Annotated in this window: 23 protein-coding genes; 11 read left to right on the top strand and 12 right to left on the bottom strand. The window is 71.3% G+C overall.

Translation table 11 applies throughout. The features are described 5' to 3' along the window. Window positions 1-256: 256 nt before the first annotated feature. Entirely contained in the window at window positions 257-1,396 is a 1,140-nt protein-coding gene (locus ACF1AL_RS31560) for a hypothetical protein (RefSeq protein WP_391828375.1), read from the top strand. A gap of 273 nt (window positions 1,397-1,669) precedes the next feature. Then, window positions 1,670-2,488 (top strand): class I SAM-dependent methyltransferase, encoded by an 819-nt coding sequence (locus tag ACF1AL_RS31565; RefSeq protein WP_391778657.1) that lies wholly within the window; start codon window positions 1,670-1,672, stop codon window positions 2,486-2,488. Window positions 2,489-2,545: 57 nt separating this feature from the next. Here the strand turns inward: ACF1AL_RS31565 and ACF1AL_RS31570 are convergent, their stop codons facing one another. Further along, on the bottom strand, window positions 2,546-3,397 hold the full coding sequence (locus ACF1AL_RS31570; RefSeq protein ID WP_391778515.1) for a putative RNA methyltransferase: 852 nt from the start codon (window positions 3,395-3,397) through the stop codon (window positions 2,546-2,548). 335 nt (window positions 3,398-3,732) lie between these two features. Beyond that, the gene (locus tag ACF1AL_RS31575; RefSeq protein ID WP_391828377.1) at window positions 3,733-4,377 is read right to left on the bottom strand and encodes a TetR/AcrR family transcriptional regulator; all 645 of its coding nucleotides are present in this window, start codon (window positions 4,375-4,377) and stop codon (window positions 3,733-3,735) included. Window positions 4,378-4,433: 56 nt separating this feature from the next. Here ACF1AL_RS31575 and ACF1AL_RS31580 point away from each other — a divergent pair, with 56 nt between their 5' ends. From ACF1AL_RS31580 to ACF1AL_RS31595, 4 genes are all read left to right on the top strand, one after another. Further along, window positions 4,434-5,390 (top strand): NADP-dependent oxidoreductase, encoded by a 957-nt coding sequence (locus tag ACF1AL_RS31580; protein ID WP_391778517.1) that lies wholly within the window; start codon window positions 4,434-4,436, stop codon window positions 5,388-5,390. A gap of 159 nt (window positions 5,391-5,549) precedes the next feature. Next, window positions 5,550-6,503, top strand: coding sequence for a Ku protein (locus tag ACF1AL_RS31585; protein WP_391657566.1), 954 nt, complete (start codon window positions 5,550-5,552; stop codon window positions 6,501-6,503). 83 nt (window positions 6,504-6,586) lie between these two features. After that, complete coding sequence (locus ACF1AL_RS31590) at window positions 6,587-6,994, top strand: DUF3224 domain-containing protein (RefSeq protein WP_391778518.1); 408 nt, start codon at window positions 6,587-6,589, stop codon at window positions 6,992-6,994. Between the two features lie 126 nt (window positions 6,995-7,120). Then, complete coding sequence (locus tag ACF1AL_RS31595) at window positions 7,121-7,672, top strand: YciI family protein (RefSeq protein ID WP_391778519.1); 552 nt, start codon at window positions 7,121-7,123, stop codon at window positions 7,670-7,672. A gap of 96 nt (window positions 7,673-7,768) precedes the next feature. Here ACF1AL_RS31595 and ACF1AL_RS31600 read toward each other — a convergent pair whose 3' ends face one another. From ACF1AL_RS31600 to ACF1AL_RS31645, 10 genes are all read right to left on the bottom strand, one after another. Continuing rightward, window positions 7,769-8,413 (bottom strand): dihydrofolate reductase family protein, encoded by a 645-nt coding sequence (locus tag ACF1AL_RS31600; RefSeq protein WP_391699232.1) that lies wholly within the window; start codon window positions 8,411-8,413, stop codon window positions 7,769-7,771. Between the two features lie 99 nt (window positions 8,414-8,512). Continuing rightward, window positions 8,513-8,977, bottom strand: coding sequence for a DoxX family protein (locus ACF1AL_RS31605; protein ID WP_391699230.1), 465 nt, complete (start codon window positions 8,975-8,977; stop codon window positions 8,513-8,515). Between the two features lie 337 nt (window positions 8,978-9,314). Then, window positions 9,315-10,286: a cyclase family protein gene (locus ACF1AL_RS31610; RefSeq protein ID WP_391699228.1), complete on the bottom strand. Its 972-nt coding sequence runs from the start codon at window positions 10,284-10,286 to the stop codon at window positions 9,315-9,317. A gap of 15 nt (window positions 10,287-10,301) precedes the next feature. Continuing rightward, window positions 10,302-11,054, bottom strand: a complete 753-nt coding sequence (locus tag ACF1AL_RS31615) for an IclR family transcriptional regulator (protein ID WP_384210798.1) — start codon at window positions 11,052-11,054, stop codon at window positions 10,302-10,304. 110 nt (window positions 11,055-11,164) lie between these two features. After that, window positions 11,165-11,440 (bottom strand): hypothetical protein, encoded by a 276-nt coding sequence (locus tag ACF1AL_RS31620; protein WP_366839720.1) that lies wholly within the window; start codon window positions 11,438-11,440, stop codon window positions 11,165-11,167. Window positions 11,441-11,456: 16 nt separating this feature from the next. Then, window positions 11,457-12,794 (bottom strand): TRAP transporter large permease subunit, encoded by a 1,338-nt coding sequence (locus tag ACF1AL_RS31625; protein WP_391699226.1) that lies wholly within the window; start codon window positions 12,792-12,794, stop codon window positions 11,457-11,459. After that, window positions 12,791-14,182 carry a DUF1932 domain-containing protein gene (locus ACF1AL_RS31630; RefSeq protein ID WP_391699224.1) on the bottom strand — a complete coding sequence of 464 codons (1,392 nt, stop codon included), beginning with the start codon at window positions 14,180-14,182 and terminating at the stop codon, window positions 12,791-12,793. Before ACF1AL_RS31630 ends, ACF1AL_RS31625 begins: the two co-directional genes overlap by 4 nt. Before the next feature lie 224 nt (window positions 14,183-14,406). Then, window positions 14,407-15,075, bottom strand: a complete 669-nt coding sequence (locus ACF1AL_RS31635; protein ID WP_391699222.1) for a TMEM175 family protein — start codon at window positions 15,073-15,075, stop codon at window positions 14,407-14,409. A gap of 87 nt (window positions 15,076-15,162) precedes the next feature. Further along, window positions 15,163-16,344, bottom strand: coding sequence for an MFS transporter (locus ACF1AL_RS31640; protein ID WP_391699220.1), 1,182 nt, complete (start codon window positions 16,342-16,344; stop codon window positions 15,163-15,165). A gap of 151 nt (window positions 16,345-16,495) precedes the next feature. Beyond that, window positions 16,496-18,076, bottom strand: coding sequence for a hypothetical protein (locus tag ACF1AL_RS31645; protein ID WP_391699218.1), 1,581 nt, complete (start codon window positions 18,074-18,076; stop codon window positions 16,496-16,498). A gap of 366 nt (window positions 18,077-18,442) precedes the next feature. Between ACF1AL_RS31645 and ACF1AL_RS31650 the strand changes: the two genes are divergently transcribed. The 5 genes from ACF1AL_RS31650 (at window position 18,443) to ACF1AL_RS31670 (ending at window position 23,594) form a co-directional block, all read left to right on the top strand. Beyond that, window positions 18,443-20,254, top strand: a complete 1,812-nt coding sequence (locus ACF1AL_RS31650) for a phosphatidylglycerol lysyltransferase domain-containing protein (protein ID WP_391699216.1) — start codon at window positions 18,443-18,445, stop codon at window positions 20,252-20,254. A gap of 4 nt (window positions 20,255-20,258) precedes the next feature. After that, window positions 20,259-20,642 carry a BlaI/MecI/CopY family transcriptional regulator gene (locus tag ACF1AL_RS31655; protein WP_391699214.1) on the top strand — a complete coding sequence of 128 codons (384 nt, stop codon included), beginning with the start codon at window positions 20,259-20,261 and terminating at the stop codon, window positions 20,640-20,642. Continuing rightward, a complete protein-coding gene (locus ACF1AL_RS31660) occupies window positions 20,639-21,541 on the top strand; it encodes a M48 family metalloprotease (protein ID WP_391778520.1) in 903 nt (300 codons plus the stop codon). The genes ACF1AL_RS31655 and ACF1AL_RS31660 overlap by 4 nt, the downstream gene beginning before the upstream one ends. Window positions 21,542-21,734: 193 nt before the next feature. Beyond that, entirely contained in the window at window positions 21,735-22,796 is a 1,062-nt protein-coding gene (locus ACF1AL_RS31665; RefSeq protein ID WP_391778521.1) for an alpha/beta hydrolase, read from the top strand. Window positions 22,797-22,934: 138 nt separating this feature from the next. Continuing rightward, window positions 22,935-23,594: an HAD family hydrolase gene (locus ACF1AL_RS31670; protein ID WP_391778522.1), complete on the top strand. Its 660-nt coding sequence runs from the start codon at window positions 22,935-22,937 to the stop codon at window positions 23,592-23,594. The last annotated feature ends 80 nt before the right edge of the window (window positions 23,595-23,674 follow it).

Here is a 23,674-nt window from a genome sequence, read left to right on the forward strand (position 1 = left end):
CAGCGCGATACGCCACGTGCAACGGGGACTTCACGAATGACATGCGGGCGCAATGTGCCGGTGGTGGACCGCTCCTCCGGCCCCTCTACCGGGACACGCAAGCCGTCGCCGGCGCCTGCGCCATGCCGAGCGATCCCACGGACTTGCTCCGCGCTCCGTGCTCCCGGTTCGCGATGATTCGTACGGGATCGCGCTGAGACGTCCGTCGCTGCGCTCCGTATCACCCACCGGGACCCGCGATCGGAGGTGCCGGCTCATGATCATCGGCGACTGGCGCAAACAAGTTCCCGCTTCCCGCTTCGGCGGCGCCGACCGGCCGGGACGCGTCGGCGGCGCACGTGAGCCGACGGCGTCCTGGTGGGGCGGCCGCCGCGTGACGCGGCGCGGGGTGGAGATCACCCTGGGCGTGCTGTGGCTGGTGGACGGGGCGCTGCAGTTCCAGCCGTCGATGTTCACCCGCGGCTTCTTCGTGGACATGCTCGGCATGGCGAACATGGGCCTGCCCGGCCCGGTGTCCACGGTGGAGTACGACCTGACCGGCATGCTCGCCGCCCACCCGGCGCTGTGGAACGCCCTCTTCGCCGCGCTCCAGGTCGCGCTCGGCGCGGGACTGCTGTGGCGGCGCACCGCCCGCGCGGCGCTCGGCCTGTCGATCCTGTGGGCGCTGTCCGTGTGGATCGTCGGCGAGGGCGTCGGCGGACTCTTCATGGGCGGCACCAACCTGCTGACCGGCGCCCCCGGCGCGGCCCTGCTCTACGCCTTGATCGCTGTGACGATCTGGCCGCGCCGCGCGTCCGGCGGGGCCCTGGGCGCCCCCGTGAGCACCGGTGGCGGTGTCCCGGGCGCCCCCGTGAACGCCCATGGTGGTGTCCCGGGCGCCTCCGCGAGCGGGGGCGTCGGTGCTCGCGCCGGGTGGAGTGTCGCGGACGAGGGTGTCCTCGGCGGGGCGCTCGCGCGCTGGATGTGGCTGCTGGTCTGGCTCGGCACGGCCGCCCTCGAACTCGAACCCGCCAGCCACACGCCCGCCGCCCAGCTGACCACCACCGGCGAGGGCGAGCCGGGTGCCGTCGCCGCCGTCAACCACGCGATCGGCGGGCTGTTCACCGGCCGGGACCTGCCGTTCGTGGTCGTCTTCGCGTTCCTCCAGGTCGCCGTCGGTGTCGGCGTCCTGGCACCCCGCACCCGCCGCCCGGCCCTCGCGGCGGGCGTCGCCCTGGCCCTGGCCACCGGTCTCGCCGGCCAGGACCTCGGCGGACTCCTCACCGGCCACGCCACGGACCCCGGCACCGGGCCTGTGCTCGCCCTGTTCGCCGTCACCTTGTGGCCTCGCACGGCAGTAGGCGAGGTCTTCGGGGCCCGGCCCGCGGCGGTACCGGGCGGGGCGCTGGCCCGCTGAGGACGCCGTCTGGCCTCTCGTTCCAGTCCGGTCGTTGACGGCGGTCGTGCTGCCGCGAGGCGGCAACGGGGTGCCGGGGCGGCGCCTAGGCCGACGGCTCCGGTGGGACGGTCCCAGCCCTGGCCGTGCGGGTGCCGCTGATGGTGGGCCCGCTCACCGGACGGGCGACTCGGGAATCGGTGAGCCGTACCCGGGGCATCGGAAGGTCGCTGACGGGTCAAGCCTTAGGCTGGCGCGGTGACTGATGAGCAGGAGCGGGTGCAGCCGTCGGGAGTGTGGGCCACGGCGGTCGGGGTCGCCAGGGTCCGGGCGCTGGAGACCGAGCGGGAGAACGCGCTGTTCCGGGACCCGCTGGCCCAGGCCTTCGCGGCCGCCGGCGGCCTGTGGCCCTCCTCGCCGCCCCTGCCCGACGGCGACGAAGCCGCGCGACGCCGCCGGCTGGCCGTGTCGTTCTCCATCGTCATCAGGACCAAGTTCCTCGACGACCTGTTGCAGGAGGCGTCCGCGTCCGGGGTCCGGCAGGTCGTGCTGCTCGGCGCCGGCATGGACAGCCGGGCCTTCCGGATGGACTGGCCCGAGGGCACCCGGCTGTTCGAGGTCGACACGGCCGCGCCCCTGGATTTCAAGGCCTCGGTGCTGCGCCCGGAGCGGGCCGTCGCACGCTGCGAACGGATCACCGTCCCGGTGGATCTCCGTGAGGACTGGCCGGGCACGCTGGCCGCAGCAGGGCACGACCCGTCCGTGCCGACGGTGTGGATCGCCGAAGGCCTGCTGATCTATCTGCCCGAGGAAGCCGTGGAGCTTCTCCTGGCCCGGATCAGCGCGCAGTCGGCGGCAGGCAGCCGGATGGGACTGACGCTGGGCTCACCCGGTGTGATCGAGCGTTTCGGTGCGGACGCCACGCCGGGATCGGCGGCGTCCATGTGGGTCTCGGAGATGCCCGACGACCCGGTGGCCTGGCTGGCAGGGCATGGCTGGGAGGCCACCAGCCACACCCTGCGCGAGCGCGCCGCCGCCTACGGCCGCCCGATCAGCACCCCACCGCGGCGCGAGGAGCGGCCCGGCGGACTGATCTCGGCGATCCGCCGGTAGACGGCGCGAGGCGGGCCCCCCGCTCGCCGGCGGGCGGACGTACGCGCGCGCCGATGGTCACCGAGGCTGATAGGCGGTGGCCAGCACCGAGACGGTGACCTGATCGGGCAGGAGGCTGTCGTCGTCGAGATCTGCGCGGCTCAAGTGGCGTGCGCTCGGTGTCATCGCGACGAGGTCCCGGACCTCCGGCCGGGAAAGGGCCGCGGAGTATTCCACCTGCTCGGTGGTGACGGCCTCGAAGTGGGGGCTCAACGCCCGGTGCAGGCGCTGCTCCTTGGCCGGGTCGATCGTGACCATCGCGGACAGCCGGCCGCGCAACTCGGCCAGGTGCCGTCCGGTGGGACGGATGACGATCAGCCGCCCGGTGGGACGCAGTATGCGGTGGAACTCGGCCGGGTTGCGCGGAGCGAACACGTTGAGCACGACGTCGGCCACCTGGTCGTCCAGCGGGAGGGGACGAAAGACGTCCCAGGCCACCGCGGCGGCGCGGGCATGGACCCGGGCGGCCAGGCGCAGGGCACGCACCGATGTGTCCAACCCCAGCCCACGGGCGCCGGGCAACTCGTCGAGTGCACCGGAGAGGTAATAGCCCGTGCCGCACCCCGCGTCCACGATCGTGGCCTGTTCCGACCTGGCGTCGGCTGCCAGACGGGCCACGGCGGCGAGGATGGGCGCGTAGGCGCCGGTGGACAGGAACCGGTCGCGGGCCTGGACCATGGATGCGTCGTCGCCGCTGGTGGCACGGGCGCCCGTCAGCAGGCCGGCGTAACCGTGGCGGGCGATGTCGAAGGCGTGGCCCGCAGGGCAGCGCAACGCGCCGCGGTCGGGGCGCAGGTGGCGGCTGCGGCACGTCGGGCAGCGCAGCACGTCGAGGGACAGTCGGAGGGCAGGGGGAAGCGACACGGGCACGAGGCACTCCTGGCGAGGGTGGGGAAGGGACCGTGCCTGCACGCGGGCTCAAGCGTTGCTGCCTCACGACGAACGGGCAGCGTGGGAACCGTGGTTCACGCAGCAGGCACACCAAGGAGGGCGACGCCGTCCGACATCGCCCTCAACGCCTTCCGATCACAGGAAGCAGCAGTGCGGGGTGCTCATGAATGCCACGACACGAGTCTACGAGCAGGGGCGAAGCGCCTGCGTACCAGTGCGGGGAATGCAGCCTTGGGTAGCCGAGTCGGGCCAACGCAACGGAGCTTGCGAGGCGTTGACAGCGGCCTCATCATCGCCGATGAAACGCCGGCTCGTCACTCTGCGCGGACGTGCTGCGGTTCGAGTGGGCTGAGCCGGGCGGGCCGGAGGCCGTCCATCAGGAGGTTCAGCAGGCGGTCGGCCTTGGCTTCGCGCCGGGACCGGGGGGCCACGGTGAAGATGCCGATGAGCGAGTCGGCGATGTCCTCGGCGGTGACGTCCGAGCGGAGGTCGCCTGCCACGCGGCCGGCGTCGAGAATCGTCTCGATCGCCGTCAGAAGCTCGGTTCGTGTCTGTGCATGGGTGATCTCCCCCGATTCGACCATCGCGAGCAGGGTGTCGAGCATGCCGTTCTTGGTGGCGATCCAGTCCCCGAACAGGTCCATCCAGCGCCGCATCGCCGCAGCCGGGGGGAGCCGGTCGAGCAGTTCGCGGGCGCCGGTGGTCAGCCGTACGACCTGGTCCTGGTAGACGGCGTCGACCAGGGACTCGCGGGTCGGGAAATGCCGGTAGAGCGTGGCGATACCGACCCCGGCCTCCGCGGCGATCGCGCGCATCGACGGCTCGGTCTCGGCCGACATGAAGACGCGGGTCGCCACTGCGAGCAACTGTTCGCGGTTGCGGGCTGCATCTGCCCGCGGTGCGCGGACGCCCGCCCGATCAGAAACGGATCGCGCTCCGCTTGTGCTACGGTCGTTCATGTAAACGGAGCGTAGTCCGTTTCTGGGTGCTCCCTCGACCCGTGGAGACAGATGCCATGCAGGCACAGAGCAAGCAGCCATCCACAGGCGGCAGCCGGGCGGTCCAGCTGGGTTCCTTCGGCGGTCCCGAGGTCCTGAACGTCAGTGAGCTTCCCGTACCGCCGGCCGGTCCTGGACAGATCCGTGTGCGAGTCACTGCGGCCGGGCTGAACCCGATGGACTGGATCATGACCGCCGACGCGGACACCGCCGCCCGGTTCGGCCTGAGCCTGCCGGCCGGGTTCGGGACCGACTACGCGGGCGTGGTCGACCAGGTCGGTGACGGAGTGACGGGCTTCGCACCCGGTGACCGGGTGTTCGGGGGCGCCCTGTCCCGCGCCGTCGCCGATTTCGTCGTGGTCGACGCGACCGGGGAGACCGCGGCGAACGAGGCCCACCACACGCCTGAGGGTGTCGACGACCGCATCGCCGCCACCCTCACGATCGCGGGCCGCACGGCATCCGCCGCCCTCGCCGCCGTCGATCCCGGCCCGGGCGACACGGTGCTGATCGGGGGAGCCGGCGGCGGAGTCGGGGTGTTCGCCGTCCAACTGGCCCGGCTCTCAGGAGCGCGCGTGATCGGGACCGGATCGGCGAGATCGGCCGATCATCTGCGAGCGCTCGGAGCGGAGCCGGTCACCTACGGCGAAGGCCTGGCCGACCGCGTCCGAGCGATCGCTCCCGACGGTGTCACCGCCGCCATCGACCTGCACGGTGTGGAGACAGTGCACGTCGCAAGGAAACTCGGCGTCCCGGACAGCCGCATCTGCACCGTCGCCGCCCAGGTCGACGGCGTGGCGGCGGCCAACGGAGCGAACGCCGCTCCCGGTGCCCTGGAAGAGATCGCACACCTGGTCGCGACGGGCCGGCTGCGGGTTCCGGTCGCGGCGAGCTTTCCGATCGAGGAGATCCGCCGGGCGGTCGAGCTCCAGGCCGGGCGGCACGTGCAGGGCAAGGTCGTCATCGAGCTGTAGTCGTACTGGCCCGGCGGGGGTGGCCTCAGCGGTGCTCGGATGCGCCTTCGAGAGGACGACGGTGATCGCCGGTTGCACCTGAAGGGGCCAGTGCAAGGCTGCACGAGCGGCGTGGCGCTCATAGGCTGGTGGTGCTCGGGGCGACTACGGAGGACACGCATGCCCCGCACCATCTGGTCCGGCGCCATCAGCTTCGGTCTGGTCACCGTGCCGATCAACGTGGTCAGTGCCACCGAGGACCACTCGATCCGTTTCCACCAGTACCACCTGGAGGACATGGGCCGGGTCCGCACCCGGAAGTTCTGCGAGCTGGAGGATCGCGAGGTCACGAGCGCGGAGATCGGCAAGGGCTATGAGGTGGTGCGGGAGACCAAGGGACACCCGGCCCAGATCGTGCCCATCTCCGACGAGGACCTGAGCAACCTGCCGCTGCCCACGGCCAAGGCGATCGAGATCGAGGCGTTCGTGCCGGCCGAGGACGTCGATCCGATTCAGATCGGTGAGGGCTACTACCTGCAGGCGAGCGGCCAGGTCGCGGCCAAGCCCTATCGGCTCCTCGTCGAGGCGCTCGGGCGCTCGGAGAAGGTGGCCATCGCCAAATATGCCTGGTCGGGGCGGGAGCGACTGGGCATGCTCCGGGTCCGCGGCGACGCTCTCGTACTGCATTCGATGCGCTGGCCCGACGAGATCCGCAACCCGGCCGAAGTGCTGCCCCCAGAGACACAGGTGTCGGAGCAGGAGATCGAGGGTGCGCTCGCCCTCATGGAGAGCATGACGGTGGAGGACTTGGAGGAGCTCGACGCGCACGACGAGTACACCGAGGCCATGGCCCAGATCATCGAGGCCAAGAGGGAGCACGCACCGCTGCCGGAGGCCCCCGAGCCGGAGGAGCCGGCCCAGGTCCTGGACCTGATGGCGGCACTGAACGCATCCGTGGAGAAGGCGCGGGAGTCCCGCGGCGAGCACGCGCGCGAGGCCGAGGTGCACGAGCTGGCCAAGCCCACCCGGAAGACGCCCGCGAAAAAGGCGGCGAAGAAGCAGCCCGCCAAGAAGACCACAGCGAAGAAGGCGGCAACCAAGAAGACGAGCAGCCGCAAACCACGCACCGCCTGAGAGCCGGGGGGCTAGATGCGCGCGTCTCCTGGCGTCCGGTCGACCTGCCCGCGATTGTCAGACCGTCTCGGTACGGTCTGCGCATGAGAGCAACGGCAACTTTCACCGTCAAATCGTTCGTCCCGACTGAGCTGAGGCCTGAGCCTGCCGTGTCCACCGGGCTGCCGGTGGGTGTCGCGACGATGGAGAAGCACTTCGAGGGAGAGGTCGTGGGGCGCTCGGCGACGCTGTTCACCGCAGCGTTCGACCAGGCGGCCGGCGTCGGCACCTATGTGGCCATGGAGTCGTTCGAAGGCTCGGTTCAGGGGCGTGAGGGCGCATTCAACTTCGTGCACTCGGCAACGACATCCGGCAGCGACCGCACGGCGGAGTTCTTCACCATCGTGCCTTCCAGCGGCACCGGCGAGCTGGCCGGGATCTCCGGGGCCGGGGGACTGGCGGTTGACGCGGACGGCACGCATCGCATCTGGTTCGACTACCAGCTCGACTGAACGCGAAGCCTGCGGGCCTCGGCGGCGGTCCGCCGGGGCCTCTTCGCCGCGCCCTGTGCGGCGAGGGTGGTCCGCTGCGCTGAAACCCGCTCGACTTGGTCGCCTCTTGGAAGAGATCGTTCAGGTATGGAGTTCCTCTGCTACCACCGTGACCGGTCGGGTTCGCTGCCGCTGCGTGAGGAGTTGCTGGAAGAGCACTGGTCCTACATGGACCGGTACGCGAAGGAGATGATCGCGCGAGGCCCGACTTTCGCCGACGACGGCCACACGCTCACCGGGAGCGTGCACATCGTCGACCTGCCTGATGCCGCCACTGCTCGCGCGTTCGCCTTCGACGAGCCGAACTATCAGGCCGGCGTGTACCGGGACGTGCTGCTACGGCGATGGCGCAACATGCTGGGGCGCACCATGTGGGACTTCCCCGGCGGCCGCACCGGCGGCCATCGGTACCTGGTGCTCGGCCTCGGCGCGGGACAGGCGGCCGACCTCGCCGTGCCACCCGACCGGAATGACCTGATCGCCTACGGGCCGCTGCTCTCCGACGACGGCGCCGACTGGCTTGGCACCGCGGCGCTGCTCCGAGCGCCGGACCCGGACGCGGCACGCGCCCTCCTGACCATGGACCGGTACGCCGACATAGAGGTGCACACCTGGCAGTTCGGTGGGCGCCCGTCCTAACCCATGGTTCCGCATCGCCTGCGTCCGCGAGAAGGGCATCCGTTGCGGCGGACGCCCCCCTCGCAGTCGCGGCCCGGACCCGAGTGGGTCCTCGCGTCACCGTCGCCAGAACAGGTGGTGCGTCACGCCGCTCGGACTGGGCACCACCTCCAGGTGGAAGCGGTCGAGCAGCTCATCGGGGGACTCCCAGAGCCTCAGCCCGGACTGGAGTTTCACCGGCGAGACCGCCACGTGCAGGGTGTCGACGAGGCCGGCGTCGAGGAACTGCCGGATGGTGGTCACCCCGCCGCCGAGTCGGACGTCCTGGCCTCGCGCCGCTTCCCGCGCACGTGCGAGGACCGCGGCCGGGTCGCCGTCGACGAAGTGGAACGTGGTGTCGGAGAGCGTGAGCGAGGGACGCGTGTGGTGGGTCATGACGAACACCGGAGTGTGGAACGGGGGCTCCTCACCCCACCAGCCGCGCCACTCGTGGTCCTGCCACGGCCCGCGCTGGGGGCCGAACTTGTTGCGGCCCATGATCTCGGCACCGATGTTGCGTGCGAAGTCTCGGGTGAAGTAGTCGTCGAGACCACGGCTCCCGCCGGGATCCGTCCGCATGGGCCAGCTCGCCGTGGCTCCGGCCCAGGCAAACAGCCTCTCGGGATGGTCGTGCCCGAACGGCCTCTCGAGGCTCTGGTGCTCACCGGCACCGATCCCGTCACTCGAGACGTTGAAGTTCATGACTCTCAGCAGTTGATCCACGTGGTTCCTCATCAGGCTCTGTTGTCGTCGTGCGGCGAGGTGCCGCCCACCATGACGTCGAACGGAACGTGGCTGGATCGACAGCGCGACGGCGGGGTTTCACACTCCGCGGCGCAGCATCGCGACCAGCTCGGCGGTGTGCTGCCGCCGGGTCCACGCTATGAGGGCGAGGGGAACGATCAGGATCAGCGGCGTGGCCGCGTTCTGGCCGTCGAAGACGGTCATCTGGACGACGAACGCACCCACCATCAGCGCGCTGAGAGCCGTCGCCGCGACGGACTGCAGCAGCGGGACCAGCAGCGCGATGGCTCCCGCCAGCTCCAGCAGGCCGATGGTGTACATCCCCGCGCTGCCCCAGCCCATGCGGTCGAACGACTCCGTCGCCGTGGGGTGCGCAATCAACTTCGGGAGGGCGCTGGCCAGGGCGTAGAAGAGGGCGAGCAGCACCTGCAGCGTGCGCAGGGCGATCCTCGCGTACCGGACGCGCCTCGTCGTGGTGGTCGACGCGGGACCGGCCGTCGCCGTGGGGGAGAGGGAGGAGGCGGGAGCGGTGTTCTCGGACATGGAGGTCTCCTGGGTTCGTGTTCCACGCGGTGCGGCGGGATGTCGCGTGCAGTCACCGGGACAGACCTGGGAGACGGGCGAAACTCATCGGTGGGTGGGCGAAACTCATTGGTGGTGGGCGAGCCTGACCCGCCGGCCCCGGCCACGGTGCTGTGCTCCGGACCGGTCGGGTGTGGCGTCGTAGCGGCACCTTGGGCCGACGATCCGGCGAGGGCCCGGTGAGGGTACGGCGCCGCAAGTGCGCGATGGGCGGCGCGGGTTGTGGCCGGTGTACCGGTCGAGCACCACGGCGACGCCGCGCTGCAGGTGCCAGATCTGAAGCCGTCTTCGCCTCTTGTCAACGCAGAGCGGTGGCGTTGGCGGGTGAGCCCACTCCGCCGGTCAGGTTGAGGGGCTTGACGGTGAGGAGGCTGTCCCAGCGGCCGGTTGTGCGGCAGTCCTCGGCCAGGGCGTGCAGGTTCCACAGTTCGCCCAGCGGAAGTCCCAGCTTGGCGATCAGTTCCTGGTGCATCATGCCGTCGTCCTCGGGCGCGCTGTCGTGGAAGTCGCTGCTGTCCAGGACCGGGAGGACCTCGACTGCGAAGGTGTCGGTGGCCATCAGGGCGATGCGGTGGTCCCAGCACCAGGCGGCGAAGTCACGGCTCTGCGCGAAACCGGTGGCGCGCCGTCTCGCGCGGGTCTCGCGACGGTTCTCGGCGGTGGTCGTCAGGTACCAATGCGCCCAGCCGGTGTGGACGAGGAGCAGGTCTCCGGGTTCGACGCTGCAGCCCTGTGCCTCGAGGGCGTCGTCGAGGAGGCCGGTGGTCAGGGCGGGGCCGTCGAAGTGCGCCAAGGGAGTGCCGCGCGCTTGAAGGAGGCCCTCGATGTCGATCAGGAGTCCGCGGCCGGCCAGTGGAACTTCGGCCCAGAGCTGGACGCCCAGACGGGGACTGCGGGGGGTGATCTCGTGATCGGGTACGCCGTTGTAGAAGCCGTGGCCGGAGGCGCGGCGGTGGCGCAGGCCGTCGATCTGGGTGCCGGCTTGGAGGTGGAAGTTGTCCAGGACGTCGTCGCGGGCCTGGTCGTGCTTTGCGGTGATGCGGTGGTGGGGGATGCCGCGGGCCTTGGACATGGGCGGGTCGAACGCGTCCAGCGGATAGTCGAGGTTGAATGCGCGGCCGTCGGTGACGCAGGCGGTCGCGCGCCGTATCTGGGCCGGTCCGGCGAAGTTGGCCATGCCGCGCTCGGGCTGGTCGGGAAAGAGATGCCAGCTCGAGCCGGGAGGGGCGTCGGTGCGCCGGGTGAGCTGCTGATAGGTGGGCAGGGGCACGTGGGTGGCTTTCTGTCAGGGGCAGCGGGCGGCGATCGCGTCGGCTGCCTGGCGTACTTCGCTGATGAGGCGGGCGTGGTTGTCCGTGGTGGGTTCGTCGCTGGGGCCGGTGACGCTGAGGGCGCCGAGGAGCTGATCGCCGTGGCGGATGGGTGCGCTGACGGCGGTGACGTTGAGGACGCGTTCGCTCACGGACAGGGCGTAGCCGTTCTCCCGGACCTGCTGGAGGTCGGCCGTGAGGTCATCGGCGGTGACCTGACGGCCGGAGACGAGGGTGAAGGGGGTGGCCGCGTCGATGAGCGTGCGCTGTTCGCCGTCGGGCAGCCATGCGGCGAGGGCCTTGCCGGCGCCGAGGTGGAGGGGGAGTTTCTCGCCGATGGGCAGCTGGTAGCGCAGGGGATTGCGGCCCTGCACGCGAGCGATCAGCACACGTGACAGGGCGACGCGGACGAACAGGCTGGCCGTCAGACTGGTGGTGGCGGCCAGTTCCTGCAGGACGGGAAGGGCGACCTGGCTGAGGCGGTTGGTGACCAGGAACGCGTGGGCGGTGGCGACGGCGGCGGGCCCGGCGACGTAACCCGTGTCTTCCTTCGCGGCGTAACCCCGCTCGATGAGCATGTTCAGGATGCGCTGTGCGGTGGCGACATGAAGGTCGGCGCGGCGTGCGACCTCGCTCAGCCGCAGCGGCTGGCGGGTGTCCTCCAGGACGCCCAGGACGTCGAAGGCCCGGTCGAGGGAACGCATGGCGGACGCGGGCGAGGTGGCCATGGGTGACTTCTCCTGAAGGGATGGCTGCGTGGCGGGTGCAGGACGCTGATAAGGGTTATCAGCATGCGAGTGCAGCGCCGGTTATACAAGATCCGTCCAGGCCACGGAGGTCATTCCGGCCGGTGCGTCGGCTCCAGTGGACGCCCGCCGGCCGCGGTCGCCGACGCGTCGTCCGGCCGTGACCGGTAGGACAGGGCGAAGGACAGAATCCCGCAGATGCTCGCGGCGATGCACGTGGGGGGCTGGGCGCTGCCTTCGACGTCGGTCACCCACTGGGCGTCGCCCAGCACGATGCCGAGGGCCTGCCCCGCGACGATGACGACGCCACCGGCGAGGAAGGCGAGGACGCTCAGGCGGAAGAGGGGGAGCAGCAGACGCTGTGCCATGGCGTGGCCTTTCGGTTCAGACGGGCAGGACGCCGGTGGCCACCGCGGCGCCGATGAGCAGGATGGGCACGCAGTAGTACGTGACCAGGGGCAGGAAGGTGCGGGCCGGGTCGACGCCGGCGATGCCGCTGGCGACGTAGATGGGAGCTCCGGACGGCGGAGACGCACCTTCGGTCGACGCGAAGATGAGGACGGCGACGCAGGCGGTGGCCGGTGGGACGCCGGCCCCGACCAGGGAGGAGACCGCGACCGGGCCGATGGCGGCCATGGTGGCGGAGGCCGTCAGCGGAATGGCCACGCCGACCACGAGGACACCGACGATGAGCGCCATGGCCCACCGGGGCGCATCGATGCCCGCCAGCAGGTCGGTGAGCTGCTCGGGCAGGCCGAGAGAGCCCAGCACGTTGGAGGCGGAGAAGGCCGCCACGATGGTGACGCCGATCACCCCGAACTGAGGGGCGGTATCGCCGAGTACGGCCCACCACGCGCGGCCGGAGCGGGGGAGGTGCCGGCGGCCCAGGACGAGGACCGTGGCGATCAGCAGGACCGGTATCCATGTGATCAGGCTGATGGCGTCCGACATCTTGGTGCCCACCCATGCGCCCAGCGCGCCGCCGGAGGGGCTTCTGGTCATCAGCAGGGGCACGAGGATGCCCACGAAGAGGAACAGGCTCGTCCAGCCCGCGCTCAGGCTCGTCCGCAGCGGCAGCAGGTCGCTGCGGTCCATCGGCTGGATCCCGTGACGGCGGACCATGACGAACGCGGCTGCCATCCGGTAGCCCAGACACCACAGACCACCCAGGAACAGCGGCAGCACGATGTCGTCGGTGGTGGCCAGCGACGCCACACCGGCGGAGCCCATGAGGATGAACATGGTGGAGCTGAACGGGAAGGTCACGCCCATGCCGGCGCCGCCCGCCGCGACGGTGGCGGCCAGCTCGCCGCTCACCTTCGAGCGTTTCATCCAGGGAATCGTCACCGATCCGACGGCCGCGGTCACGGCCGCCCCGACATGGGCGATCGCGCCGAAGAGCCCGGCGGCGGCGGTGGAGGTGTAGATGGGGCCACCCCGCAGCCGTCCCAGCGCGGAGTTCAGGATGCCGAGCAGCTGATCCAGCACCGGGGTGCGGGAGAGGATGCAGCTCATGAAGACGAACGCCAGAGCGGCGAACGTCACCTCTTCCTGCAGGGCCTCGACGAACCCGGACCACATGAGGTGTCCGATGTCCCCGCCCGCGAACAGGCCGGTCACGACGAAGCCGACGATCAGTGCCTCACCGATGTTGCGCTTCAGGACGGCGTTCCACACGATGATGGACGCGATGTAGCAGCCCAGCGCCCAGATGGCGATCACGACGTTCCTCCCGGCATGACGGTGGCGGCGGCGCGGATGCTGGCACGCCGTCGGGCCTCCTCGGCCTCGACCTCGCGCGCGGCGGCCAGGACGGACGCTGCCTGGTCGGCAGCGACGATCGCGACGCCGTCACCGTCACCCACCACGACATCCCCCGGGTGGCAGACCACGCCGCCCACGGCGATGGGCACACCCACCCGGCCGGGCCCGAATTTGTACGGTCCCGCTGGGGTCACCGCGCGCGCCCACACCGGGAAGCCCATCTCGGCAAGGACCTCGGCGTCGCGAGCGGCACCGTCCAGCACCATGCCCACGACACCCCGTGCCCGTGCCCGCTCGGCGATCAGTTCACCGATCAGCGCCCGGGAGGTGTCGCCCTCGCCGTTGACGACCATGATGTCACCCGGCTCGGCCACCTTGACCGCCTCGTGGATCGCCTGATTGTCCCCGGCCCGCGTCCACACGGTCAGGGCGCGGCCGACGGCTCGCGCCCCGGGCCACACCGGGCCGATGGCGGAATCCACCAGGCCCAGCCGTTCGGTGGCGTCCCCGATGTTCGCGGTCGGCAGCCCGGCGTAGGCGTCGAGCAACCGGGCCGTTACGGGTGCGGTGGCCCGCAGGCCCTCGGGCCCGGCGGCGAGCGCGTGCACATGGCTGATCGCACGGGGCAGCACGGCGTCGAGGCCCAGCTCCGTCACCAGGTCCGCAGCCGCGGAGGCTTCACGCGCACGGCGATCGCCGTGCTTGTACGTCCCCTGGTACAGCCGCTCCAGGGCCGCCTCGCCGCCCGCGAGCTCGGCCGCGATCTGCCGGCGTACCCAGCCCTCGTCGCCGGCTGCCCGGCCGGCGTCGACGGCCTCCACGATGATCGCGCCGAGCCCCTTCATGAACAGGCTCCGCAGCAGCTTGCGCGCCGAGGCCGCCCCGGGCTCGTCCCCCAGGTCTTCCACCGGAGCGCCCAGGCCGCCGAAAAGGCGCGCGATCGCCGCGGCGCCCTGCCCGCTGGCCAGCAGGGCGGTCCGGTGCCGGTACTTCGGGACCGATCCGATCACGGCGACGTCCGCGAACACCGCCCGTGACGATTCGGCGATGCCCGCGGCGATCTTCCGCTTCAGTTCCCGCGGTGCCGCGTTCATGTCCGCGTAGACCGCCGCTTCCCGCAGGTGCGGCGCCGCCTGCTCCGCCACGGTCAGCGCAGCCTTCATGCCGGTCAGGCCGAGGACCAGGTCACGTCCGGCGACCGCCTCCGCCACGGAGTCGGCCCGCCTGACACCGACCGGAGTGGGCACATCGGCCGGGTCGAACCCGGCCACCTCCCAGCCCTCCGCCAGGAAGCCTGCCGCATAGACCGCCCCGGCCTCGCCGAGCCCCAGGATTCCGATCTTCACTATCTCTCGCCTTCTCATACAGTGATAAGAGTTCTCACTCAGTGCGGAAGGATGTTGCTGGGTGGTTACGCGCACGTCAAGAGCTGCCGGAATGATCGATCAAACGGCCCGGCCGGCCGTCCGTTTGGAGGGGAATCACTCCCGGTTGTCTTCTGAGAGGCCGGGCTCGGCACCTACACAGGCGGTGGTGCGGCCAGGATCATCGCTGACCGCCGCACCGGAGATCAGCGTTCGGTGTGGGGATGGCGCGCCGGTGCGAGCTGGTCGAAGCAGTAGTAGATCGCCAGGAGGGCGTGGGCGCAGAGCATCGCGATGGGGCTGAGGAAGGCGATCGCGACGGTGGCGAGGTAGGCCAGGCCCCCGAGGCTGAAGCGGCGTGCGGCGGCTGTGAGGTCGCGGCGGGGGATCGGCTGCTGCAGGGCCCGGGCGTCACGGGTGAAGGACAGGAACAGCAGGCTGAAGGCGATGCCCATGGCGACCATGGTGGCTGCGTAGACGGCGGCCGCGGTGTGGGCGTCGGTGTGCTGCGCGGTGAGGTAGGTGGCCAGCAGGCGGGTGGGGAAGGGGATCACGGAGACGGTGAGCAGGAGGAAGAGGTTGGCGAACAGAGTGCGCCGGTCGACGCGGCGGGCGAGGGCGCACATCGCATGGTGATTGATCCAGATGATGCCGATGACGAGGAAGCTGACGAGGTACGCGAAGTAGGCGGGCCACTGGTGGCCCAGAGCGTCGGCGAGCGTCTGCCCATGCAGGTCGTCGGGTTCGGGAACGTGAAGGTCGAGGACGAGCAGGGTGATGGCGATGGCGAAGACGCCGTCGCTGAAGGCCTCCAGTCGAGCGGTGCTGAAATCGGTGCGGGATCGCTCTGGTCGCGGGGCGGCGGGGCTGCTCATGTGGCCTCCGGCGAGAAGGAAAGGTAGGCGCCGGCGATGATGTCGCAGCTCGGTCGCGGCGCGTGGCGATTCCACCTGCTCAGCACATCAACCTCTCATGCCTCGTGTGACGGTGAGCAGCACCACGGCAAGGAGCTGGATGGCGACGACCACGGCGATCAGCAACGGGATCGAGTAGTCGTACAGTCCACCCGTGAGCGCACCGCCGGCCAGGCTCGCCGCGCCGACCACTCCGGCGAACAGCCCGTACGCCGTCGCCCGGCGCGGCCCGGGTACCAGGTCGGCGACCGTGGCGCGCAACGTGGACTCCTGGATGCCCATGGCCGCGCCCCACACCAGCGAACCGGCCACCGTGACGGCGAGCGTGTTCGTGAAGGCCAGTGCCGCCACTCCCGCCGTGAGCACGGGCAGGGCCACCAGCACCCGCGGGCCCACCCTGTCGTACAGCCACCCCGTCGCGAGCGCGGCGACGGCGTCCACGGCCATCGCCGCCGCGTACAGCACCGGCACCCACGCGGTGCTCAGCAGATGCCGCTCGACCAGGTGGAACGAGAGCAGCCCGAACGTCGCGAACCCCGTCGTGGTGGCCGCGGTGAACCCGGCGTACGTCCAGAACACCGTCGGCAGACGGCCGCCGCCCGCCTGTGGTGGCGCACCCGTCACCTCTCGTTCGTATGCTTCGGGGTCCGGCACGCGGGCCCGCAGCCAGAACAGCAGGAGCAGGACCGCGACGCCGGGGACGGCGAGGACGCCCAGCGCGGCACCGTAGTCGTTCCCGGTGATCGCGAGCGTCGCCGCGACCAGCAGGGGACCGACCAAGGCGCCGATCTGGTCCATCGCCTCGTGGACGGCGAAGCCCCTGCCTCGTCCGGTCGCGGCCGTGGCGTGCGAGAGAAGAGTGTCCTTCGCGGGCGAGCGCACCGCCTTGCCGACGCGCTCCGCGATCACCAGCGCGCATGCCGCCCACAGCACGCCGGCCACGCCCAGCAGCGGGACGGACACCACCGTCAGCGCGTACCCGGCGATCGCCAGTCCCCAGAAGCGGCGGGTACGGTCCGCCAGCGGGCCGGAGATCAGCCGCAACCCGAGCGCCGCCGCCTCCCCGGCCCCGGTGACGACGCCGACGACCAACGCGGACGCACCGAGCGAGGCCAGCAGCGGGCCGGTGACCGAGCGGGCGCCCTCGTACACGAAGTCGGCGAGCAGGCTGACCGTCCCGAACCAGACCACGAACCGCCAAGGACTCATCCGGGTCGGCCGAGCCGCCATCTGTTCCTCCGCCACCGAGCCCGCCTCCCGATCCTCCCTGCCGGTTCACGTCAGGCAGCAGTCCTCAGGGCCCGGGTGCGTCAACGCCTCCGGGCACCGCACCCCGCCCACGCCGCGTCCCCTTCGACGAACGTGACCAGAACCGTACGCCTCATCGCACCCCGGTACGGGCCCCCTGCGGCAGCGTAGTGGGCGACTGCCGACCGGCGCCCGGTGCGGCCGCTTCGGCGTCCCGGGCGACGGGGCTCAGGTAGGCGTACACCTGTCCGTCGAGGTGGACGAGCCTCCAGGTGCGGGCGTACGCCGGTGGCCGGCTGCCGTGCGTGGTGAGGACCGCGACGGGCGTACGGCGCGCAGCTCGCGCGAGAGCGCTTGCGGTCGTGTTGGTGTCGGCGCCGCCGGTCTGGGCGGAGGCGCAGCCGGCGTAGAAGGCGATCGGGATGTGCGGGGCCTCGCCGTCGTCGCCGGTGAGCACGCACGGCGGTCGTACGCCCTGCCGGTGCAGTGCGTCAGCCGTCCGCGCCCACCCCTGGCGGCTCGCGGTCGTGCGGTCCACCAGGCGCCACAGCACGGCACCCTGGACGGCCAGATGTGCGGCGAGGCCGACGACCACCACCGTGACGGTGAGCGGGCGCCAGACTCCGCGCGCCCTGGTCACCAGGAGGACCAGTGTGTCGGCCACGGGGATGGCCAGCAGCGCGTAGGCGGGCAGCAGGAAGCGGGGGGCGGCATAGCCGATGAACAGCAGGTACGGAACGGCCGCCGTCGCGGCGCAGGCCAGCGGAAGCACGGTGAGGGACGCGCGCCGGGCCCTGACCGCGGCCGGCAGCCCAGCGAGAGCCAGCACCGGTACCGCGAACCACCACGCGAACACGACGGGATGCGGCATGCCGCCCGTGCAGGGACGGCACAGGGTCCGCCCGCTCAGGCTGCGCAGCTGGTCGTCGACGGCGTTGTTCCAGCGCAGCTCGCCCTGGATCCGGGAGGCGTCGGACAGTCGGGAGCCGAGGCCGCCGTAGCTGACGTACGCCTCGATCACCCATTCGGCCGCGCCGGCCACAAGGCCCGCCACCAGTGCGACCAGCAGCCACTTGTGCCGCCATCTGCGGACGACCACCAGCGCCGCCATCAACGGCAGCGTCACCCAGACCGCGTCTGTGGGCCGCATCCACGCCATCAGTGCCGCACTGGCCGCCAGCCCCCACACCGGCCCGCGCGGCGTCCGGTCGGCCTGGGCGCGCAGAAAGCAACCGACGGCTGCCAGGCCGCCGGTCGCGACCCAGTAGTTGGGCATGGCTTCCGGACCGTAGAAGAGCGTCACCCACAACGACGCGAACAGTGCTCCGCCCAGCGCCACCACACGGGTGGGCAACAGCCCGCGCCAGGACCGCAGGGCCAGATAGAGGGCGAGGCCGGACAGCAGGGAGAGGTACACGCGCAGCAGCGGTGTCGACGACGACCAGGAGGCGATCGGTGCCACCAGCAGGGAGACGCCCCGTGCGCGCGGCGCGCTGAAGTAGGCGGCCGGGGCGTGCCCGCTGACCTGACTGACGTAGACCGTCTCGTCCCAGCCCAGCCCGATCCCCGGGCGTACGAGCACGAGCTGGGCCGCGACGAAGGCGGCCGCCACCGCGGCGGGCCACGCCTTGCGCCCGGAGATCCGTCGGGTGCGGGCAGGCGGGTACGCCCCGGAACGGGCGGATGGCGTGTCCGGCGACTCGATCGTCATCATCCAGCCTCAATCCCTACAGGGTGTAGGGTTTTCTGCACCCTACAAGACGTAGGGGGAGTGGTGACTGATAAGGGTCAAACATGGTCAAATTAACCCTGTCTTCTCGGCGGTGCAGCGCCGAGCCGGTGACTGCCGAGCGGGCGTGCCTCGGTGGTGAGCCGGAACCCGGGCGCTGACGTCCCGAGGCGCCCAGGGGATCCCCGGGAGGCAGGCCGACCGGAAGCCGCAGAGCGAGGCGCTCGCGGCGGTCCGGGGCTCCGCCGTTGGTGTTCCGCACCGCCGTTCCCCCTCCCCGCGCCGCTTCCGCCTTCCTACGGCCGCCCCACGACCCTCTGTCCCCATCACTGTCCGAGGTGAGTTCCCGACGTGACCGCACAGCACCAGACCGCGCTCCCCGCACAGCGCCGCGACCCCCGGCCCACCGGCCCTGGCCGGCGGCTGCGGCTGCGGGCGCGGGCCGCGACGGCCACGGTGTGGTACCTGCGGCTGCTGGCCCTGCTCAACCTGGCCGCGGTCGTGTCGGTGCCGTTCCGTGAGGAGGTCCACGAGCACAACGCCGGGGAGTACTTCACGCCGTACCTGGCCACCGCGGGCCTGATCTCGGCGGCGCTGGCGCTGTGGCTCGCCGTGGTGATGCGGCGCCGCAAACGGGCGGCCTGGGTCTTCAACCTCCTGCTCGCCGGGCCACTGTTCCTGCTGTACGCCTTCGCCCTGAGCCAGGATCCGTACCGCGACCACGCCTTCAATTGGCTCTCCACCGCGCTGACCGGCCTGTTCGTGGGCGCCCTGCTGCTGGGACGCGCCGAGTTCACCGCGGTGGGCGACCGCTCGAACCCGCGCCTGGCACTGATCGTGGGCGCCGTCGGTCTGCTGGTCAGCGGCACCCTCGGCACGCTCCTCGTCAGCGCCACCAACCGGGTCGCCGGCGCGTCGCTGGGCGACCGGATCACGTACACACTGCTGCGCGGCGTCAGCGTCGGCCCGCTCGCCGACCGGGTCGATGCCGTGCACGCACCCCGCTGGGCGGACATCACGATCAACGTGGCGGTCGCGGCCACCTTCCTGCTCGTCCTGTACGCCTGCTTCCGCGCCCCGCGCGGCACCGCCCTCCTCGGCGAGGACGACGAGCGGCGCCTGCGCGAGCTTCTGGCCCGGCACGGTGAACGCGACTCGCTCGGCTACTTCGCCCTGCGCCGCGACAAGGCCGCCGTCTTCTCCCCCACGGGCAAGGCCGCCATCACCTATCGCGTGGTGGGCGGCGTCAGCCTCGCCTCCGGCGACCCGATCGGCGACCCCGAGGCATGGCCCGGCGCCATCGACGCCTGGCTGGCCGAGGCCCGCCGCCACGCCTGGACGCCGGCCGTGATGGGCGCGAGCGAGGAAGCGGGCACCATTTACGGCCGCCACGGCCTGGACGCCCTGGAACTCGGCGACGAGGCCGTCGTGGACGTCGGCGACTTCACGCTCGACGGACGGGCCATGCGCGTCGTCCGACAGGCCCACAACCGCATCCGCCGGGGCGGATACACCGTCCGCATCCGCCGCCACCGCGACATCCCCGACGACGAGATGGCCGCTCTCGTGGCACGGGCCGACGCCTGGCGCGACGGCGCCACCGAACGCGGCTTCTCCATGGCCCTGGGCCGGCTCGGCGACCCGTCCGACGGCGACTGCGTGATGCTGGAGTGCCACGACGCCGACGGGCAGCCACGGGCCCTGCTCAGCTTCGTCCCCTGGGGAGATCACGGCCTGTCCCTGGACCTGATGCGCCGCGACCGCACCGGCGAGAACGGCCTGATCGAGTTCATGGTGGTCGAACTGCTGCTGCGGGCGAGCGAGATCGGCGTACGCCGGGTGTCACTGAACTTCGCCATGTTCCGTGCCGTCTTCGAACGCGGCGCCCGCCTCGGCGCGGGCCCCGCCCTGCGGGCCTGGCGCGCGGTACTGACGTTCCTCTCCCGCTGGTGGCAGATCGAGTCCCTCTACCGCGCCAACGCCAAGTACCGCCCCCTGTGGGAACCCCGGTTCCTGCTCTTCGAGAAGGCCGGCGACCTGCCCCGGATCGGACTCGCGAGCGCCCGTGCCGAAGGCTTCCTCACCGTCCCCCGCCTGCCGGGACTCGTCCGGCGCACGCCGAAGGGGGACTCCCACCCCGATCACCTACAGCTTGTAAGGTGACCCCATGGCAGGCGCATCCCCCTCGAACCGGCCCGAGCGGCGCAGCGCCGGCGCGCTGGAGAGCGAGGTCCTCGCCACGCTCTGGGCGACCGAGGAACCGCTGTCCCCGGCGCAGATCCAGGACCGGCTCGGCGGCGACCTCGCCTACAACACCGTGCACACCATCCTCAAGCGCCTGTACGACAAGGGTCTCGTCCTGCGCGACGCGGGTGGGCGGCGGGGCACCTACCGTCCCGCCAAGGGCGCCGCCGAAGCGACCGCCGAGGCCATGCACCAGGCCCTCGACCGCGGCCCGGACCCCATCGCCGCCCTCCAGCACTTCGTCAGCGGGCTCAGCGCCGAAGAGGAGCGAGCCCTGCGGGACCTCCTCGGCGAGCACGGATCATGAGGATCGACGTCTACGTCCCCCTGCTGTTGTCCCTGCTGCTGGCCACCGTGGCGCCGCAGGCCGGCCGGCGTATCGCCCCGGCCCTGGCCGCCCGCGTCCTGACGACCGCCGCCGTCCTCACCGCGGCCGCCACCACCTGGGCCCTCGCCCTGCTCGCGCTCACGCTGATCGGCAACGCCCCGCCGCTGGCCGCCGAAGCCCGTGAGAGGGGAGGCCACCTACCCGAACCGGTGCCCGAGATCGTCGGCCTGGCCGCGCTTGTGACGCTCGCCGTCATCACCCACCGTGTGTATCGGGCGATCCGCGCCGAGGCCGCCACCCGGCGCGCCCTGCGCCGCCTGTGCGAGGGCCACCCGCCGGACACCGAGCTGATCGTCGCCGCTTCCCCTCTCGCCCAGGCGTTCGCCATTCCCGCGACCAGGCGGGCACCTGGCCACATCCTCGTCACCGCCGCCATGCTCGCCTCCCTCCAGCCCGGCGAACGCCGCGTCCTGCTGGCCCACGAGCGAGCCCACCTCACGCACCGGCACGCGCTGCACTGCACGGCCGTGTCCCTGGCCCGTGCCGCGAACCCGCTCCTCGCCCCGGTCAGCAGCACCGTCTCCTTCCTCGTCGAACGCTGGGCCGACGAGTCGGCTGCCGGAACCGTCGGCGACCGCACCCGCACGGCGCGCGCCATCGCCCACGCAGCCCTCGTCGCCCACCAGCCACGCCCCGCCTGCACGCTCGGCTTCACCGACCGCGCGGTGACCCGTCGTATCGCCGCACTCCAGGCGGCCCCGCCACCGAATCTGTGGCCGCTCGCCGCAGCCGTGCTCACACTCGGCGTCCTGCCGGCCATCGGCGCGGCCGACGCCACGGGCGACCTCTTCACACTGCTGGCGCACCTCTTCGTCTGACCGGGCGACGATCCTCGCGCCCTCGCCGACCGCCACCATGGCGCCGCGCACCCGCTCCGACCGACGGGCACTGCTCCGACGGATGGAACCGGTGATCGTCGGTTTCCCTCTGACGATGTAGCTCGCATACGTTGACATTGCGGACGCTGCAGCCGGTCTCACTCGTCGCGTCCAGGTGGAGAAGGGTGGTCGCGTGTCCCTCACCGGAACGTCGTTCTTCGTCGTCCTTGTCGTCGCGACGGTCCTGGCGATGATCGGCACGATCGCCTTGTGGACCAGGGTCCGCGGACCGAAGCCGGTGCGCTGGCTGGCGCAGGCGGTGATGATCGCCGTATGCCAGCTGACGGCCATCAGTGTGGTCGCCACCTGGATCAACAACAGCTATGGGCTCTACGCGTCGTGGGACGACCTGATGGGCACCACGAACAACGCGAACGCGGTCGCGATGCCGGGGCCGCCAGTGCAGCGGGCGAAGTTCACGCACAGCACCAAGGGCGGTGTCCTCGACACCTACTTCCACGGCCAGAAGTCCGACCTGTCCGGGCAGGTGCTGGTCTGGACGCCACCGCAGTACAGCCAGGCGGCCTACCGGCACCAGCGCTTCCCGGTGGTCATGCTGCTGCACGGGGTCCCCGGTTCGCCGCAGTCCTGGTTGGAACACGGCGGGATGCCGGGTGCCTTCTCGGACCTGCTGAAGCAGAACAAGACGCACCCGTTCATCCTCGTGATGCCCGTGGTCAACCCGGGCAGCGTGGACACCGACTGCACCGACCTGTCCCATCGCAAGGTCGCGACCTGGATGGCCCAGGACGTCCCCGACCTGATCAATCACAGGTTCCGGACGCTGCGGGGCGCCCGTGGCTGGGGCCTGATGGGCTTCTCGACCGGTGGCTTCTGCGCCGCGAAGCTGCCGTTGCAGTATCCGAAGGTCTTCGGTGCGGGCGCGGCCCTCGACCCCGACCCGCTGACCGGCGACGCGTCGGTCCTGCCGGACGCGAGAATACGCCGGCTCAACAGCCCGACCTATCTGGTCCGGCAGGCGAAGGCGCCCGTCAGCCTCTTCCTCGCCACCTCCCGCGAGGACCGCCTCAGCCCGCCCTCCAACATCACCGCGTTCCGTGACGCCGCGGCGTCCTCGCCGGTCACGGTGCGGATCCTCGTCCTGCCGAGCGGCGGCCACAACTACCACACCTGGTCGGCCGAGTACTCGCCGGCCTTCGCCTGGCTCAGCCAGTGGCTGGCCGCCCCGCACTGATCCGGAGACAGGTCGGCACGGGCCCGCCCCGGTCCGCCCGAGCCGCTGCTTCGACAGCAATCAGCAGGCGAGCCCCCCAGCGCATGGACGGCTCCCGAAACAGGTGATGCCGCCGAGGCAGCGGCCTAAGCTGCCGGGATGATCAAGCCGATGGAACTCGTCATATTCGACTGCGACGGCGTGCTGGTCGACAGCGAACGCATCGCCGCCCGCGTCCAGGTCGCCCTCGGCGCGGCGTTGGGCTGGCCACTCACGGAAACCGAGGTCGTCGACCGGTTCATCGGCCGCTCGCACGCCGCCATCCGCGAGCAGGTGGCCGCCCGCCTCGGTGTGGAAACCGCCGCGACCTGGTCGGAGCGGTTCGAGCAGCTTCACCGTGAGGCTGTCGACACCGAGCTGGCCCCCGTCGAGGGCCTGCCGGAAGCACTGGACGCGATCACTCTGCCGACGTGTGTGGCCTCCAGCGGCTCCCACGAAAAGATGCGCCACACCCTGGGCCGCACCGGCCTCTACGACCACTTCGCCGGCCGCATCTACAGTGCCACCGAGGTCGCCCGCGGCAAGCCTGCCCCCGACCTCTTCCTGTACGCCGCCGCGCAGATGGGGGTCGATCCGGCCGCCTGCGTCGTGGTCGAGGACAGCCAACCCGGCGTCCGAGCGGCCCGCGCAGCCGGCATGCGCGCCTTCGGTTACGCCGGTGGCCTGACTCCGGCCGAACGGCTCGAAGGCGCCGGGACGACCGTCTTCCACGACATGCGCAAACTTCCCCTTCTCCTCGCCGAGCAGCAACAGCGATAGGCCTGGCCTCCACAAGAGGGTGGCGCTGATCGTCCGCTTGCCTGGGTGGCGACCAGCACCCGCCAGGTGTTCCAGGCGTT

It is taken from the genome of Streptomyces sp. NPDC014801, assembly GCF_043082085.1.
Taxonomy (GTDB): domain Bacteria; phylum Actinomycetota; class Actinomycetes; order Streptomycetales; family Streptomycetaceae; genus Streptomyces.

Coding starts and splice junctions, on each gene's coding strand:
- ACF1AL_RS31560 (WP_391828375.1), top strand. CDS start 257: ATGATCATCGGCGACTGGCGCAAACAAGTTCCCGCTTCCCGCTTCGGC.
- ACF1AL_RS31575 (WP_391828377.1), bottom strand. CDS start 4,377: ATGAACGACCGTAGCACAAGCGGAGCGCGATCCGTTTCTGATCGGGCG.
- ACF1AL_RS31580 (WP_391778517.1), top strand. CDS start 4,434: ATGCAGGCACAGAGCAAGCAGCCATCCACAGGCGGCAGCCGGGCGGTC.
- ACF1AL_RS31585 (WP_391657566.1), top strand. CDS start 5,550: ATGCCCCGCACCATCTGGTCCGGCGCCATCAGCTTCGGTCTGGTCACC.
- ACF1AL_RS31590 (WP_391778518.1), top strand. CDS start 6,587: ATGAGAGCAACGGCAACTTTCACCGTCAAATCGTTCGTCCCGACTGAG.
- ACF1AL_RS31595 (WP_391778519.1), top strand. CDS start 7,121: ATGGAGTTCCTCTGCTACCACCGTGACCGGTCGGGTTCGCTGCCGCTG.
- ACF1AL_RS31605 (WP_391699230.1), bottom strand. CDS start 8,977: ATGTCCGAGAACACCGCTCCCGCCTCCTCCCTCTCCCCCACGGCGACG.
- ACF1AL_RS31615 (WP_384210798.1), bottom strand. CDS start 11,054: ATGGCCACCTCGCCCGCGTCCGCCATGCGTTCCCTCGACCGGGCCTTC.
- ACF1AL_RS31620 (WP_366839720.1), bottom strand. CDS start 11,440: ATGGCACAGCGTCTGCTGCTCCCCCTCTTCCGCCTGAGCGTCCTCGCC.
- ACF1AL_RS31635 (WP_391699222.1), bottom strand. CDS start 15,075: ATGAGCAGCCCCGCCGCCCCGCGACCAGAGCGATCCCGCACCGATTTC.
- ACF1AL_RS31640 (WP_391699220.1), bottom strand. CDS start 16,344: ATGGCGGCTCGGCCGACCCGGATGAGTCCTTGGCGGTTCGTGGTCTGG.
- ACF1AL_RS31645 (WP_391699218.1), bottom strand. CDS start 18,076: ATGATGACGATCGAGTCGCCGGACACGCCATCCGCCCGTTCCGGGGCG.
- ACF1AL_RS31655 (WP_391699214.1), top strand. CDS start 20,259: ATGGCAGGCGCATCCCCCTCGAACCGGCCCGAGCGGCGCAGCGCCGGC.
- ACF1AL_RS31660 (WP_391778520.1), top strand. CDS start 20,639: ATGAGGATCGACGTCTACGTCCCCCTGCTGTTGTCCCTGCTGCTGGCC.
- ACF1AL_RS31670 (WP_391778522.1), top strand. CDS start 22,935: ATGATCAAGCCGATGGAACTCGTCATATTCGACTGCGACGGCGTGCTG.